This is a genomic window from Paenibacillus turicensis, assembly GCF_017873435.1.
Classification (GTDB): domain Bacteria; phylum Bacillota; class Bacilli; order Paenibacillales; family Paenibacillaceae; genus Fontibacillus; species Fontibacillus turicensis.
Genome location: NZ_JAGGKG010000002.1, coordinates 40,059 through 55,866 on the forward strand (window position 1 = coordinate 40,059; position 15,808 = coordinate 55,866).

The following is a 15,808-nucleotide window of genomic DNA, read 5'->3' on the forward strand; positions in this document are numbered from 1 at the left end:
TACCACCTTTTGATATGTAAATTGTGAAAAAGAACTGCCAAGAAGGCTTGGCAGTCATTAAGGAAATCAACTAAGAAAATTAATTTTGTTGTGTTTTTGCAAAAGATGTATTGTGGAATATGATGTCGGGAACTTCTTGAAGTGAGTTTACAGTATACATTGTGCCACGAGTTGGAGGTTGCAATTCAATGACATTATATGCCCATTCATCAGGCAAATTAATATAAATTGTGTTTAATCCTGCCGTTAACGCAGGCATAATATCTGTACGTAAGCTGTTGCCAATCATCCAAGTATGATTGCGATTAAAGTGTCTCGATGACAAAATTCCTTCTAATGCTTCGATATTTTTATGCTTTCGGATATAAATCCGATCTTGAAAAAATTGAGCCAACTTCATTTGCTCGATTTTCCGGCTTTGAATGACAGCTTCCCCACCAGTGTACAAAAAAAGCTCATGCCCCTGATTTTGCAACGAGGTAAGCGTATCTACCATCCCAGGGTAAGCTTCAACGGGTTGCTCATACACACTCATGCCAAGCAACATTAACTCATCCTCATATTGTGGCACTATAGGCTGATTTAATTCCTTACAAAAATAATGATAAGTTTCAATTAATGAATTTGGAAAATGAATGCTGGTAAAACCAACAATGTGCACGCCAGCTACATCAATCTCAATTTGCTTAGAACGCACCTCTGCTTTAGTTAACCGGGAAGCTGGGAGCCACGTAATCATTTTTTCAGAAAATTGCTCCAAAATCATTTCAAAATAACGATTGCAATATACAAGTGTATCATCTAAGTCAAATAAAATTTGTTGTGCGTATTTCAAAAAGCTCACTCCTTGCTACAAACGAATATATGATTCTAAGAAGATAGGTAATTCTGCTACACCATCTGGGCGAATGCTAAATTTCTCGTCATCTTGCCCAAGAAGGTGGGTACGTAATAGCCCTGCTACACGCAAAATAAGTAGCTGATGTAATAATTCATCTCTGGTGATTCCAAGTGCTGTAACAATTTCATGCATTGATTTAGGTCCAAGTGCGACATAACGTAATAAACGAAGATATTCCGCTTTAGATATCGCTCTTGTTAAACGAAGCAATGAAATTGGAGGCTCATCCTCATCACACTGAGGTAAATCGATCGGATACTGGATAAACAATAAATTTTCATAAAAATAATAAGTATTAAGTGGTCTAAGATGAATAGTGGGGAGCAGGATAACCTTATCAATATGTTGCTCTGGTTCAAGCACAAGTCCACCTGAAGCATACTCAATTAACATATCCATATCCATTTTATTAGCTAATATTAATTTTTCAGCGGCATCTTCCATTAGTAGGGGGACATATTGATCCTCTACTGTAGTGAAGTAGCTTTCGTACCATACACGTAGTAATGGGGTATATTTTTCCTTAATACGTATCATATCCTCTATTTTAACATGAGGAACAAGCGAGGAGATACAATCAGCGAGCTCAGTCGCCTCTTGCATATTAAGAAAATCAAGAAACTCAGGGATCCCTGCTTCAGCTTCGCGTGTAATTGCTAATGCGTATAGATGATCGTAATCTGTAAATGGAAGTAATTTAGCCGCTTCAAAGTCAGCATGATGCTCAGAACTTATCATTTGATGTGCATCTTCAATCCACTGAGAACCAACATCTAAATTATTAACCCATTTTTGTGTTGTATATATTAAAAAGCTGCTAATCAATTCATAAACAGGCGATACATCAATCTTTAATTGATAGGTCATGAGTTTAGCACTCCTTCACTTGATTACTTAGCATACCATTTTATTATCTCTTGTTAGGTGTCGCCTTGTCCACTATAATGTGTATAGGAATGTATAACTGTACCAATTCAGCGAAAAGTCGTCACAGTTTGTTGACGATTTTCTTTGTTTTGTAACGATGCAAGAGGGAGTATTTTGAACATGTCTGCAATAGATCGACCAAGCTCTACCTTTTTTACACCTTTTAAAATTTTAATTATAGTCATTATTATGTCTGGACTAAGTCAAGGCATGTTACTTCCATTACTATCAATTATGATGGAAAAGCAGGGAGTTCCTGCATCAGTAAATGGGCTACACGCAGCAGCATTATACGTAGGTTCCTTTGCAATGTCTATTATAGCAGAACGAATACTAGGAATAACTGGCTTCAAAAAGCTGATGGCGGGTGGTTTAGTTTTTGTTATATTTGCGATGCCTCTCTTTTTATGGGTGACAGATATGCGATGGTGGATATTGCTACGTATTTTAGTTGGAATTGGCGACAGTGCGATTCATTTTGCCTCACAGCTATGGATGTTAATTATAACACCTGCGGAGCAGCGTGGAAGAAATATTTCATTATATGGTATGTCGTATGGACTTGGCTTTAGCATTGGGCCTTTAGGGATTCGGCTAATGTTTTTAGGTGACTGGGTTCCCTTTGTGGTTGTTATTTTGTTGTTTTTACTTTCGTTTCTTATTGTAATGAGGTTTATGCCAGAGGTTTACCCAGAAAAAGTAAAACAAGGAGACCATGAATTTAAGCCCAAACGTAGCTATTTACAAATATATAAGCTTGCTTGGTTTGCGTTATTACCTTCATTATTATACGGTTATATGGAGGCCGCAATGAACAGCAATTTTCCTATTTACGGACTTCGGATCGGATTTACTTCAAATGAAATTGCAACCTTGCTTCCTTTCTTCGGTTTAGGTGGTTTGATTCTTCAGCTCCCTCTGGGATATTTAAGCGATCGATATGGTCGGAAGCCGATTTTGATGTTGGCTGGTTTTGGCGGAGGTATTTTATTCCTCATTGTTCCGTTTGTTGGTAATCATCTTATAGCTACCTTATTGTTGTTTGTAGGTGCAGGTGGTCTTGTTGGTTCCTTTTTCTCGCTTGGCTTAGCTTATGCCGCTGATATTTTACCTAAGCATATGCTGCCAATTGCTAACGTAATTGCTTCGTTTCATTTTAGTATAGGTAGTATTATTGGGCCAAATGTAAGTGGTTATGTGATGCAGGCTGGAAATGCAGGACTGTTATTTGTATTTTTAGGAATTAGTTATTTGATTTTTACATTTTCAGGTGTTCTCTTCAAGCAAAAGCAACAACAAACAACGTAAATTATACGTTAAATGTTAAAATGGTGTAATCGTTTTTAATCACTTTTTAGGTATAATCAATGGGATGAGCCTACGTATTTGACTTCATGATAGGAAAGCTGGAGCTGGAGAGGCGAAAAGGAGATAATACGGAAATGATAAAAGTAACTCATTTGAAGCAATCTGTTTATGATGAACATGAGCAAAATAAAAAAACGATCCTCAATAATATTACAACACAATTTGAGCAAGGTGAATTTGTAGGACTTATCGGAGCGAGTGGGAGTGGGAAAAGTACATTTTTGCGCTCCATTGCCTTACAGCTTAAATGGGATGCTGGAGATTTAGAGTGGGATGGTAAAAAAGTAATTTCTGGTGGGGGAAAAGCCTCCCGAAAATATCGCTCCCAAGCAGCATACCTAGAGCAAAATCCTTCATTAAATAAAGATAAAACTGCGTTAAAAAATGTACTTATCGGACAAGCAGGACAAACATCTTGGCTAAGAAGATTAACAGGTATGATTCGTTCTGATGATTATATGGGTGCAATGGATGAGCTTGAGAAATTTGGCTTGCTAGATAAAGCTCATCTTAAGGCTGGTGTTCTAAGTGGTGGGGAGCTACAACGTGTAGCCATTTGCAGGGCACTTGTCCATGGTGCTACATTTATGGCAGCGGATGAACCCGTACTAGGACTTGATCCAAAAACGGCTGAAAAGGTTATACTTACATTAAAGAAGCTATGTGAGGAGCAAAATAAAATTATTGTAACTGCATTACCTATAGATTTAGCACAGCGGTATTGTCACCGCGTGATTGGCATTGCAGATGGTACAATTACATTTGATGTGGCAGGTCGTAGACTAACTGCAGAGGAGAAGAGGTCGGTTCACTTGTTATGAGAAATAAAAAAAGAACAAAAAAAGGGATCAATCTGATGTGGCTCAGCTTCGTCCTCATCTTGCTTAGTGGCTGTAGCATCATAACAGACCCTAAGCTGTTGATGCGTGAGCCTTCATTATCTTCAGATAAATCTACTTTGCTGAGTGTTATTAACAATGAGATCAGAAGTGAGATGAAGGGCGCCACGATTGTCAGGCCGCGTAACTCCAATGATGTAAGCTCGATTCGGGTTGCGGATCTTAATCAGGATGGGGTTAAGGAAGCGATTGTTTTTTATGAAACACCTGAGGAGGTTGTACGTCTCCATGGTTTAATATTAAGTAATGTTAATGATCAATGGAAAGTACAAACGAAGTTTGACATTGAGGGGCAAATTCTTGAATCTTTTGAACTTCGGGATATGACTGGCAATGGTCATATTAATATTATCGTGGGATACTCTGGTGAAAATAATGAGGCGCAAAAGGGATTAACGGTATATTCGTATACAGGTAGCAAGGTGGAAACGCTAGTCTCACTGCCTTACAATTATTATATGATTGATGATCTCAATCACGATGGCAAAGCGGATTTAACGATTGTAACACTACGTAAGCAGCAATATGCGATTATTACTACGTATCAATATAACAACAATTTATTTCAAGAGTTAGACCATATTCAACTCGATGATCATATTCAAGAATACTACAACATTGTTCATGGTAATGTAACACCTAAAACGCGTGGTATTATTCTTGACGCAGCATTAGGAGCCAAAGACGCATATTCACATATTATTATTATGCGTGATGGGAAGCTCGTTGATTTGGTTAACCAGGATTATACGTACAAAGCAGTTCCTATTTTAAGTGGTGATGTTAACGATGATGGGATTTTAGAAATAGGAAGACCGGAAAGGCCAAAAGGTTGGGAGTACATTTCATACGATGAAATACCTTGGTTGTACTCTTATTACCAGTGGGATGATGAAAAAGGATTAAAGTTTGTGATGCAGCAATATATGGATTCTGCAGGTCGTTTTTATTTTAATTTCCCTACTGAATGGTATGGGAATGTTACAATTGATACAAAAAACTCAGACAAAAATCGTTATATTCGTTTTATACGAATTGACAATAGTGAAACATTAGCTGAAATTCGATTTTTCTCGCGCTCAGAATGGGAGCAAAACAAGGATGAATGGGAGCTACTAGATAGTGATAAAGATAAAATGATCGGTTTTCGCAGCCATACTGACTTAAAATTCGATAAAAGCGAAAAAGAAATAAAGCGTTAAAAAAATGGGAGAAAGAGGGCGATATACTTGAGCAAAGTATTAATATTAGAAGATGAAGAGTCAATTCGTAGTTTTATTGTCATCAATTTAAAGCGAAACGGCTTCGAAGTATTAGAAGCAGGGGATGGGCATGATGCTTTGAATCAATTACAACGTGTACCTGACATTGATATTGCATTACTTGATGTAATGGTTCCAGGCATCGATGGTTTTGAAGTATGTCGACGCATACGTGAAACCAACGAACGTTTAGGTATTATATTTTTAACTGCGAAAGTACAGGAGCAAGATAAGGTTTACGCATTGTCTGTAGGTGCAGATGATCACATCAGTAAGCCGTTTAGCCCGACAGAATTAATTGCTCGTATTCAATCCTTGCTACGTAGAGTAAATGTATATCGTGAAAGTAATGCGAAAGTATCGTTTAGCTCTGGACCGTTCACATTAGATTTGATATCTAAACAATTTAAAAAAAATGGACAGCCTGTAGAGCTAACCCCAACAGAATTTTCGCTTATTCAGTTTTTCCTAGAAAAAGAAAATACACCACTCAGTCGCGATCTATTACTAGATCATGTGTGGGGGAAAGAATATATGGGCGATCCTAAAATTGTAGATGTAAATATCCGCCGCTTGCGTCAAAAAATTGAGGACAACCCATCTGAACCCGCCTTCCTGCAAACTGTATGGGGACATGGCTATAAATGGAAGGGCGAAGATCAATGATCAAAAAGGGGATTGGTCGGCAAATTGTTCTCCACTATGTCATCGTTGTATTTGTGACCTTGTTTTTAGTGGGAGGCATTTTTACCGTATCCATTCGAGCTTATTATTACGATACTATTTATGATCATATCTCCAATCCTTCTTCAAGATTAGCGAATGATTATGAAAATTACTTTAAAGCTTATGCTGAAAATGATCCTAATTATTTTACTGAAATGTTGCGCTTTCTTGCTATTCCTAATACAGAGCTAACTGTACTTAATCGTAAAGGCGAAGTGAGAGCAAGCAGTACTCAGTTTCAAAGTGACAAGCCAATTCAAACAAGTGATGTGACTGGTGCTTTATCAGGTAATCTTGGGAGCAAGTGGATTGGTAGACAATCGGGTACTGGAGAGCTAGTAATGGCAGTTTCAACACCACTAAGGCTAAAGGGTGAAGATCGTTATATCATTAGATATGTTACCTCCTTGGAACTCGTTAATAAGCGCTTATTGAATTTAACCTTTATTTCTATTGGAATTTGTGGTGCAGTGTTAGCTTTGGTTACATTGTTTAGTGTTGGTTTAGCGAACTCCATTGTAAAGCCAATTAATAATATTAGGGCTGTCTCTGCTGAAATGGCGAGAGGAAAATTTGATACGAGAATTAAAGGCGATTATAAGTATGAATTAGGAGAGCTAGCCACAACATTAAATTATATGGCTGAAGAGATTGTCCGTAGTAATCAAATTAAAGATGATTTTATTTCATCAATCTCGCATGAGCTTCGTACACCTCTAACTGGGATTAAAGGCTGGAGTGAAACCTTAACCTCTGGTGGCTTTGATCCCGAGGAAACGAAAATAGGAATGGGGATCATTGCAAAGGAAACCGATCGTCTCATTGGCCTAGTTGAAGAAATATTAGATTTCTCAAAGCTACAGCAAAATGAAATGAAGCTAGTAGTCGGTGAAGTCAATATGAAAGAGCTCTTGCAGGAAACGATGCTAAATGTATGGGCAAAAGCTGAGAAAAAACAAATCCAGCTTAAGCTGGATAATCAGTCTGAGAAGCCCGTGCTTGCTATTGGTGACGGTAATCGCTTAAAGCAGGTATTTCTAAACATCGTAGATAATGCTGTGAAATTTTCCAATGAAAACAGCTGGATCGATATCGTCATGAGCATTCAAAATGAAAATCAAGTGTTAGTTGAGGTTAGAGATAGTGGACTTGGTATTAGTGAAGAACATCTAAAGAAGGTAAAGGACCGCTTTTTCCAAGTAAATCACCAAGGTGGTGGTACTGGACTTGGTCTTGCGATTACACAACAAATTATTGATTTGCATCATGGGACAATGAACATTGCGAGTGAACTAGGTGTTGGTACGACAGTTTCTGTAACATTACCTCTGTTAGAGGGTGAAAGTGAGTCAGAACGTTTGTTAGCAGAGCAAAATAATTCAACAGAACAACAAGAACTGGATGAGAGAAAGGACTCTTAATCCAGTTCTTTTTTTAATTGTTAGTTACTATGATGATAATCCTCCTGCACGAAGACGAGCTGTTTGGTCGTATACATCCTGAAGGATTCGGGAAGGCTGTGGACGTAAAACCATTTTAGGGGATACCAGTTCGTTAGGACCAATCACTGTAATATCATTGGGATTCCCAGTTATAATTGTACCATCCTTAATGACAGCACCTTCACCGATGATGGCGTGCTCAATGGTGACATGTTTTCCAATTGTAACATTTGGCATAATTACACTTTCATTAATTATTGAGTTTCGTCCAACCTGTGTACCTCCAAAGATCACAGAACGTTGCACCTGACCATCCATATAACACCGATGGTGAATCATCGAATGATCCATTGTATTTAAGGGAAGCTTGAGTCTGTTAAACTCACCATAATCATGTTCCTTTGTAAACATAGGCCATTGCTCATTATGGAGATGCCATGGAAGTGATTCATCCAGCAAATCCATATGGGCTTCCCATAGGCTGTTAATTGTGCCTACATCACGCCAGTATCCATTAAATTCATAAGCATGGAGTGGCGCATCACTTGCAAGCATTTTAGGGATAATGTCTTTACCAAAATCATGACTTGAAAATACATCTTCAGCATCTAGCAACAAATGACTTTTTAAAAATTGCCAATCAAATAAATAAATACCCATCGAAGCCAAATTACTTTTGGGAAGCTGAGGTTTTTCTGTAAACTCCGTAATTCTGGCGCTACTGTCTGTAGACATAATACCAAAACGATGTGCTTCCTCCCACGGCACAAGCATAACGGAAATCGTAGCTGAAGCATTGTGACTAAGGTGAAACTCTAACATAGCTTGATAGTCCATATGGTAAATATGGTCGCCTGATAAAATGAGTACTTGTTCGGGTTCATGTTGATCAATATAAGCGATGTTTTTGAAAATGGCATCTGCCGTACCTGCGTACTCTTTTCCCTTAGTTTTATAGGAGGGGAGTAATGTAATGCCATTGTTATCACACCGTGGGAGCTTCCACGCGCTCCCTTCACCGATATGATGATGTAGAGATTCGGCTTCGTATTGGGTAAGTACGCCTATCGTATCGATACCTGAGTTCACGCAATTACTGAGAGGAAAATCAATAATCCGATAATGCCCACCAAAGGGGACCGCTGGTTTAGCTTGTTTTGAAGTGAGTGGTGATAAGCGTCTACCTTCTCCTCCAGCTAGCAACATGGCGATGCAATTTTTTTTACTCATGCTTGATTCCTCCCGTATGTTTATCATGTGTGCTCCATACATAAACTTAGATATAAATACCGTTGAAATTAAAAATATGGAAATTCTCAGAAAATATTACATATACTTTTTCAATCCTGTAATTTCTATACGTTTAACCTTTATTCCATCGCTGCGTGCAGGTGAAGCAGACATTATTTTAAAATAGGTGATCTTATGTCAAATAAAGATAAAGCCAAAATCATATCAGCAAGCGACATCAAGTTGTTCCATCAAGGCACGTTATACCTTTGCTACCGTAGCTTCGGCGCTCATTTTAGTATTGAAAATGGCGAGTCTGGTGTCAGGTTTACAGTATGGGCTCCACATGCAAAGCAGGTAGGTCTTGCCGCAGACTTTAATCATTGGTCCGGGGATAACGATGTATTATATAAGATACCCGATTCAGGAATTTGGAGTCGCTTTTTTCCTGGGATCACCGAAGGTATTTTTTACAAATACGATATCATTGGTGCGGAAGGCAAGCGGAGCCTCAAAGCAGATCCATTTGCTTTTTATGCAGAGGTAAGACCTGCAACAGCATCGATTGTTTATGAGCTTGCAGGTTATCGTTGGCAGGATCAGGCTTGGCGTAGAAAGGCGCGCATTCCTTACCAAAAACCACTTCATGTATATGAATTACATGCTGGAACATGGAGGCAGACAAGTGCAGGGGAACTATACAGCTATAGACAATTAGCAAAGGAGCTTATTCCTTATATTAAAAAGATGGGTTATACCCATATTGAGCTAATGCCGTTAACAGAGCATCCCTACGATGGATCTTGGGGTTATCAAACAACCGGTTATTTTGCACCAACAAGTCGATATGGTACACCTAAGGATTTAATGTATTTTGTGGATCAATGTCACAATCATGATATAGGTGTTATTTTGGATTGGGTTCCAAGTCATTTTACGAAGGATGAACATGGTCTTAGACAGTTTGATGGTACTGCTTTGTATGAATATAGTGATCCATTAAAGGCAGAAAAGCCCGGCTGGGGTACGTTGAGCTTTGATTTTAGTAAGCCAGAGGTAGTCTCCTTTTTAATTTCTAATGCGCTCTATTGGCTTAATTATTATCATTTTGATGGTTTACGCGTTGACGCAGTTACTAGTATGCTACGGCTTGATTTTGAGAAGAAAAGTGACGAATTTGAGCCGAATGAAGATGGGGAATTGGAAAATAAAGAAGCGATCGCTTTTTTGCAAAAATTAAATGAAGCTGTGCGCTCACATTGTCCTCATGCCATGATGATTGCTGAGGAATCAAGTGCTTGGGAAGGAGTAACCGCTCCTGTAGCCCAAGGTGGTCTGGGCTTTCACTATAAATGGAATATGGGATGGATGAACGATACGCTCAAGTATATAGAAACCCCTTTTGAAGAAAGAGCATTACAGCACCAGCTCCTAACTTTTCCTATTTGCTACGCCTATTCTGCTAATTATATATTACCTTTTTCACATGATGAGGTGGTACATGGCAAAAAATCATTACTGAACAAAATGCCTGGGGAATATGAACAAAAATTTGCTGGACTGCGTGTATTGCTTGGCTATTTAATGACGTTTCCTGGTAAAAAATTGTTATTTATGGGTGCGGAATTTGGCCAATTTATTGAGTGGAGAGAGGATGGCGAGCTTGACTGGTTTTTGCAGGAGCAATATGAAATGCATAACAAAATGGCTCTGTATAACCAAGCCCTTAATCAATTTTATTTAGCGGAGCGTGCATTGTGGGAAGTAGATCATAGCTTTGATGGTTACCAGTGGATTAATCCCCATGATGATACACAAAGTGTTATTTGTTATATGCGTAAAGGGAAAAAGGAAAAGGATAAAGTATTAATTGTTATTAATTTTCTACCAGTTGAGCGATTAAATTATCGAGTAGGTGTCACCATGCAAGGCCAATATGAGCTTGTTTTTAACAGTGATGATGTAAATTTTGGTGGAAAAGGCAACACTATAAATACCCAGCTAAAATCAGAGCTCGTCGCTTGGCATGAGCAAAAGCAAAGCATCGTGATGGATATTCCTGCGCTAAGTATTACGATTTGGAAAAGAAACACTGAAAAGTCGAGGAGGGGCAAAGGGTGAAAATTTTATTTGCGGCAGCAGAGGCTACACCATTTATAAAAACAGGGGGGCTGGCGGATGTCATTGGCGCCTTACCTAAGGTGTTATGTGAGAAGGGACATAATGTAAAAGTGATCATGCCTAAATACGCAAAAATACCAGCTCAATATAAAGCTCAAATGAGACATATTGGTCATACCGAGGTTAGTTTAGGATGGAGAAAACAATATGCAGGGATAGAGACTTTAGAGCTAGAGGGCGTGTCCTTTTATTTTATAGATAATGAATATTATTTTGGTCGCGATGAAGTGTATAGTTATCATGATGATGGAGAGCGTTTCTCATTTCTAAATAAAGCAATTTTAGAGGTTTTGCCCTTGATAGAATTTTATCCTGATGTATTGCATTGCCATGATTGGCATACAGCGATGGTCCCTTTACTGCTCCAAGAGCAATATCAAGGTCGGGAGAGCTATGCGGGCATTGCCACTGTGTTTACGATTCACAATTTATTATATCAAGGCATATATCCTCCTGAGATGCTAGGTGATGTCCTTGGCTTACCAGCACATTATATCCATCCAGAACGAATTGAATTTCAAGGAAATATTAGCTTTATGAAGGCAGGACTTAAGTATGCGGATCATGTTACCACCGTCAGTCCTACCTATGCCAATGAGATTAAAACTGCCTTTTACGGTTATGGTCTAGAAGGCGTATTACAATCCATCGATGACAGATTAACAGGGATTGTAAATGGAATTGATACCGCTCTGTATGATCCAAACCATGATGAGCTTATTGCAGTAAAGTATCAAAGAAGCCTTCAAAAACGGTCCCAAAATAAGACGAAATTTCAGCAAGAGGTTGGTTTGTATGTACAACCGGATGTCCCACTTATAGGTATGGTCACAAGACTTGTAGAGCCAAAGGGACTTGATTTAGTTACACGTGTATTGGATGAATGGCTAATACAGGATGGTGTTCAATTTGTAATACTTGGAACGGGAGATCCTCACTATGAGCGATGGTTTAGTGATGCTGCCCATCGTTTTCCAGGACAAATAGCCGCCATTATGCGGTTTGACGAAGGTTTATCCCATAGAGTATATGCTAGCAGTGATCTCTTTCTGATGCCGTCTAGATTTGAGCCTTGTGGGATTAGCCAATTGCTTGCATTACGTTATGGTAGCATTCCTGTTGTACGGGAAACAGGGGGATTAAACGATACTGTTCATAGCTATCAGGAGTATGAAGATCGTGGAAATGGATTCACATTTAAAAATTATAATGCTCACGATATGTTGTACACGTTACGGCGAGGGGTCAGCATGTATCGACATAACAAAGAAAAGTGGAACCTTCTTGTTCAGCGTGCATTAAGTGAAGATCATAGCTGGTCTAAGTCAGCGCAAGCGTATATTGATGTCTACAATGCTTCTATTCAACATCACCAGGTTCAAAATAAATAAAGCTGTAGAGAATGCTTTTTCTCTACAGCTTACGATATAAAATACGGTAACCATACGGTTCTAATGTTACATTTAGCTGATTTGGTTCACTGTGAAGCAGATCTTCACTAAGTGCATCACGCCAGTCATTAGTGAGCATAGGATGACTTAATGTAACCGTCTGGTCGGTATTATTGATCCAAACTGTAAAATGAAAGGTTTGATCAATCCGTTCATAGATAATACAAGGATCTCCCATCTCAGCTTTTAAAAAGGAAAAACGTCCATGCCTTAAAGCATCATGCTTTTTACGAAGTTTAATCATTAATTTATAAAAATCATAAAGCTCATGATCCTGTTGATCTGAACCCCAGATCATGCCCTTGCGGCAGTCCGGATCGCTTTCTCCTGTTAAGCCAATCTCATCTCCGTAAAAAATACAAGGTGTTCCAATGTAAGTAAACAAAAAGACTACACATAACTTCAGCTTACGCTTATCACCACCTACACTTGTTAATAAACGTGGTGTGTCGTGGCTACAGAGCATATTGAAAATAACCTCATTGGTTTGTTGCGGATAGCGCATAATTAAACCGCCCATTTCACAAGCAAATCGATATCCATCCATTCCGCCATTAAAAAATTGTAGTACTTTATTTGCAAAGGGATAATTCATCACAGAATCAAATTGATCGCCAAGCAGCCAATTTAACGAATCACTCCACACCTCACCAATAATGTAAGCCTCAGAATTAGCCTCCTTCACCACATGCCTAAAGTGTCGCCAAAAATGATGGTCTACCTCATTGGCAACATCCAGTCTCCACCCATCAATTTGCGCCTCTTTAATCCAGTATTGTGCAATATCTAATAAGTATTGCCGTACCTCTTCATTGGCTGTATTAAATTTAGGCATATAACCAAAAAATCCAAACGTATCATACGTTGGACGTCCGTCCTTAATTTGGGCTGGATATTCACGTATATGAAACCAATCCTTGTATTTCGATTGTTCCCCATACTTTAATACATCCTGAAAGGGAGGGAATTTTTCACTACAATGATTAAATACCGCGTCTAAAATAACTGCAATGTTACGGTCATGGCATGCTTTTACAAGTACTTTAAGTAATTCATTATTGCCAAAATGGGGGTCAACCTGCCTATAATCGATCGTATCGTATTTATGATTGGAATCAGACAAAAATAGTGGGGTAAAGTAGATCGCGTTGATTCCTAGGTCAACCAAATAATCTAAATGATCGATTACCCCCTGCAAATCTCCTCCCATAAAATTATGTCTATCAGGTATAGAATTCCAGCTTACGACATTCGCTGGATCATTCGAGGGATCTCCATTTGCAAAGCGATCAGGCATAATTTGATAAAAAATTGCTTTTTTTGCCCACTCAGGAACTTTAAATACATCAATTTCATGAATATATGAAAATTCAAAACATTGCTCTGGAGGATTCGGAGTTTCATGCTGGATGCCCGTATCCAATAAAAAGAGAGTCTCAGAACCAGCGCTCAAACTAAAGTAGTAGGACAACCGCTTATATTTTGGTGTAACAGCGGTTTCCCAATAATCAAACATGACATCATGTGCGATTTTTTCCAGGGGAATTTCAGTAAAGGTTCCAGCCCAATCATATTTATCTCCACTTAACACATTTACTTTTTCAACATCTAGATGCTTTGTTCTAACTCGTAAATGAATCGTATTTTCATTGTAGGCATAGGCCCACTTGTCTCGTGGAACATGATAAAAGGCTTCAAGCAACATAGGATCACCTCAAAAATTAAGTTAAATATTACAAAATGGAAACAATTTCATCTGCAATTGGTTACAAAAATGTGATATATTAAAACAGGCAAAACAAAAGGAGGACATCATGTTAAAACCTAAACTTTTAATTAAAAGTCTGAAGCCAATTGTTGCCTCAGTCACAGTGAGCTTGTTGCTACAAAGTGCACCTGTATATGCAGATACTGTACATACAACGGTAGAAGGAGATACTTATTATTTGCTATCGCAAAAGTATAATGTGAATGTGGACAAATTGATGAATACCAATCCCACAATTGAAGCAAACAATATTTACGCAGGGCTCTCTATCACGATTCCAGATGGTAAAGTAACACAATCTTCGAATAAGGATATTGAAATTTTAAATTCAAACACAGGCACACCTGAGCCATCCTTAAATGTTTTTGCAAACGAGAAGGTAGTTGAGGCTTGGGGTAAAACATTCAATTATTCAAGCACCATTGATATGAGAGCAACAGCATATTCTGCTGCAGCAAGTGAAAATGGCAAGTGGGGTGCTGTTGACTACTTTGGTAGCCCGTTAAAGCTAGGAACTATCGCAGTGGATCCTAAGGTGATTCCGATGGGAACTAAGGTACTAGTGACTGGCCATAGTCATCCTGGTTTACCTAAAAAGGCGTTTGTTGCTACAGCGACAGATCAAGGAAGCGCAATTAAAGGTAATCGCATCGACATTTTTATTCCGGGTAGTCAGGCAAGTGTAAGCACATTTGGATTTCAAGATGTTAAGCTTTATATTTTAGACTAATTCAGCAAACAGTTTCCTATTCAGTTAGGAAGCTGTTTTTTTATTACTGCTTTTGAGGTGTGCAATAGCTCTGGTAAGGTAACAAATTTATAACCACGTTTTTTAATCGCTTGCACAATTTCAGGTATTGCCTGTACTGTACCATCTAAAGTAGAGCTAGTTCCACCACCTGCATGTTGTAGCACAATCGCACCTGGGGAAATTCCCTTCATTATATTCTTCTTTACCTGTTGCTTATTCAGGCCTTTCCAATCTAATGAATCCACGTTCCAATTTACGACGCAATAACCATTTTTTTGAGCCCACTTCAATTGAGCTTCATTAATCTCACCATAAGGAGGACGGATCAGCTTAGGACGGTAACCAATAATATCTTCAATGATCTTTTCCGTTTTTTTTATTTCAACTTCGAATTGTTTGGCTGTGCGCCGTTTAAACTGAGGGTGTGTATAAGAATGGTTACCGATAATATGACCTTCTGCATGAATTCTACGAACTAAATCAGGATGTTTTTGAGCACGATGACCTACGATAAAAAAAGTAGCTTTAACCCCTTGTCGTTTTAATTGATCGAGAACCTTGGGGGTAAATCTAGAATCCGGAACATCATCAAAGGTTAAGGCAATTTGCTGAACATGCGGCCCTTGAAATTTAAATGTATCTGGGTATTTTTTTCTTAAATCTTTTAATTTTAAAGGTCGACTTGAAACAGGAATATCCTCCTGTTGATCTTCAATATTAACAATGGGGTTAGATGTCTGAACTAAATGATTAGAATTGCTAGTAGCATATACACATATAGGGCTTGTAATGAATAGGCACAACGCAAGCAAAATAGATGTCTTACATATCCGCATTGAAATAATCTCCTTTGAGTGATGTCTTAATGTTATGCCCTTTTTTTTGATTTTTATAATGAGTTT

At 38.4% G+C, this 15,808-nt stretch carries 13 protein-coding genes; 8 read left to right on the plus strand and 5 right to left on the minus strand.

What is annotated here, in order from left to right; translation table 11 throughout:
• Positions 1 to 79 precede the first annotated feature (79 nt).
• Complete coding sequence (locus J2Z32_RS02545) at positions 80 to 835, minus strand: HAD family hydrolase (protein ID WP_245251115.1); 756 nt, start codon at positions 833 to 835, stop codon at positions 80 to 82.
• A gap of 15 nt (positions 836 to 850) precedes the next feature.
• Entirely contained in the window at positions 851 to 1,768 is a 918-nt protein-coding gene (locus tag J2Z32_RS02550; protein ID WP_210087599.1) for an ArsR family transcriptional regulator, read from the minus strand.
• A gap of 180 nt (positions 1,769 to 1,948) precedes the next feature.
• On the opposite strand from J2Z32_RS02550, the gene J2Z32_RS02555 reads away from it, so the two are divergent.
• The 5 genes from J2Z32_RS02555 (at position 1,949) to J2Z32_RS02575 (ending at position 7,504) form a co-directional block, all read left to right on the plus strand.
• Positions 1,949 to 3,136, plus strand: coding sequence for an MFS transporter (locus tag J2Z32_RS02555; protein ID WP_210087600.1), 1,188 nt, complete (start codon positions 1,949 to 1,951; stop codon positions 3,134 to 3,136).
• Between the two features lie 134 nt (positions 3,137 to 3,270).
• Positions 3,271 to 4,017 (plus strand): phosphonate ABC transporter ATP-binding protein, encoded by a 747-nt coding sequence (locus tag J2Z32_RS02560; protein ID WP_210087601.1) that lies wholly within the window; start codon positions 3,271 to 3,273, stop codon positions 4,015 to 4,017.
• The gene (locus tag J2Z32_RS02565; protein ID WP_210087602.1) at positions 4,014 to 5,297 is read left to right on the plus strand and encodes a hypothetical protein; all 1,284 of its coding nucleotides are present in this window, start codon (positions 4,014 to 4,016) and stop codon (positions 5,295 to 5,297) included. The genes J2Z32_RS02560 and J2Z32_RS02565 overlap by 4 nt, the downstream gene beginning before the upstream one ends.
• A 27-nt stretch (positions 5,298 to 5,324) precedes the next feature.
• Entirely contained in the window at positions 5,325 to 6,023 is a 699-nt protein-coding gene (locus tag J2Z32_RS02570) for a response regulator transcription factor (protein ID WP_210087603.1), read from the plus strand.
• Positions 6,020 to 7,504 carry a sensor histidine kinase gene (locus tag J2Z32_RS02575; protein ID WP_210087882.1) on the plus strand — a complete coding sequence of 495 codons (1,485 nt, stop codon included), beginning with the start codon at positions 6,020 to 6,022 and terminating at the stop codon, positions 7,502 to 7,504. Before J2Z32_RS02570 ends, J2Z32_RS02575 begins: the two co-directional genes overlap by 4 nt.
• Before the next feature lie 27 nt (positions 7,505 to 7,531).
• Here the strand turns inward: J2Z32_RS02575 and J2Z32_RS02580 are convergent, their stop codons facing one another.
• On the minus strand, positions 7,532 to 8,755 hold the full coding sequence (locus J2Z32_RS02580) for a glucose-1-phosphate adenylyltransferase (protein WP_210087604.1): 1,224 nt from the start codon (positions 8,753 to 8,755) through the stop codon (positions 7,532 to 7,534).
• A gap of 195 nt (positions 8,756 to 8,950) precedes the next feature.
• Here J2Z32_RS02580 and glgB point away from each other — a divergent pair, with 195 nt between their 5' ends.
• Together glgB and glgA are read left to right on the plus strand one after the other, a co-directional pair.
• Entirely contained in the window at positions 8,951 to 10,876 is a 1,926-nt protein-coding gene (gene glgB, locus J2Z32_RS02585; RefSeq protein WP_210087605.1) for a 1,4-alpha-glucan branching protein GlgB, read from the plus strand.
• Positions 10,873 to 12,327: a glycogen synthase GlgA gene (gene glgA, locus J2Z32_RS02590; RefSeq protein WP_210087606.1), complete on the plus strand. Its 1,455-nt coding sequence runs from the start codon at positions 10,873 to 10,875 to the stop codon at positions 12,325 to 12,327. The genes glgB and glgA overlap by 4 nt, the downstream gene beginning before the upstream one ends.
• Positions 12,328 to 12,349: 22 nt before the next feature.
• Here glgA and J2Z32_RS02595 read toward each other — a convergent pair whose 3' ends face one another.
• Entirely contained in the window at positions 12,350 to 14,092 is a 1,743-nt protein-coding gene (locus tag J2Z32_RS02595) for an alpha-glycosidase (RefSeq protein ID WP_210087607.1), read from the minus strand.
• A 109-nt stretch (positions 14,093 to 14,201) separates the two neighbouring features.
• On the opposite strand from J2Z32_RS02595, the gene J2Z32_RS02600 reads away from it, so the two are divergent.
• Positions 14,202 to 14,885, plus strand: a complete 684-nt coding sequence (locus J2Z32_RS02600; RefSeq protein WP_210087608.1) for a 3D domain-containing protein — start codon at positions 14,202 to 14,204, stop codon at positions 14,883 to 14,885.
• A 20-nt stretch (positions 14,886 to 14,905) separates the two neighbouring features.
• On the opposite strand, the gene J2Z32_RS02605 is transcribed toward J2Z32_RS02600, so the two are convergent.
• On the minus strand, positions 14,906 to 15,742 hold the full coding sequence (locus J2Z32_RS02605; RefSeq protein WP_210087609.1) for a polysaccharide deacetylase family protein: 837 nt from the start codon (positions 15,740 to 15,742) through the stop codon (positions 14,906 to 14,908).
• Positions 15,743 to 15,808 lie beyond the last annotated feature (66 nt).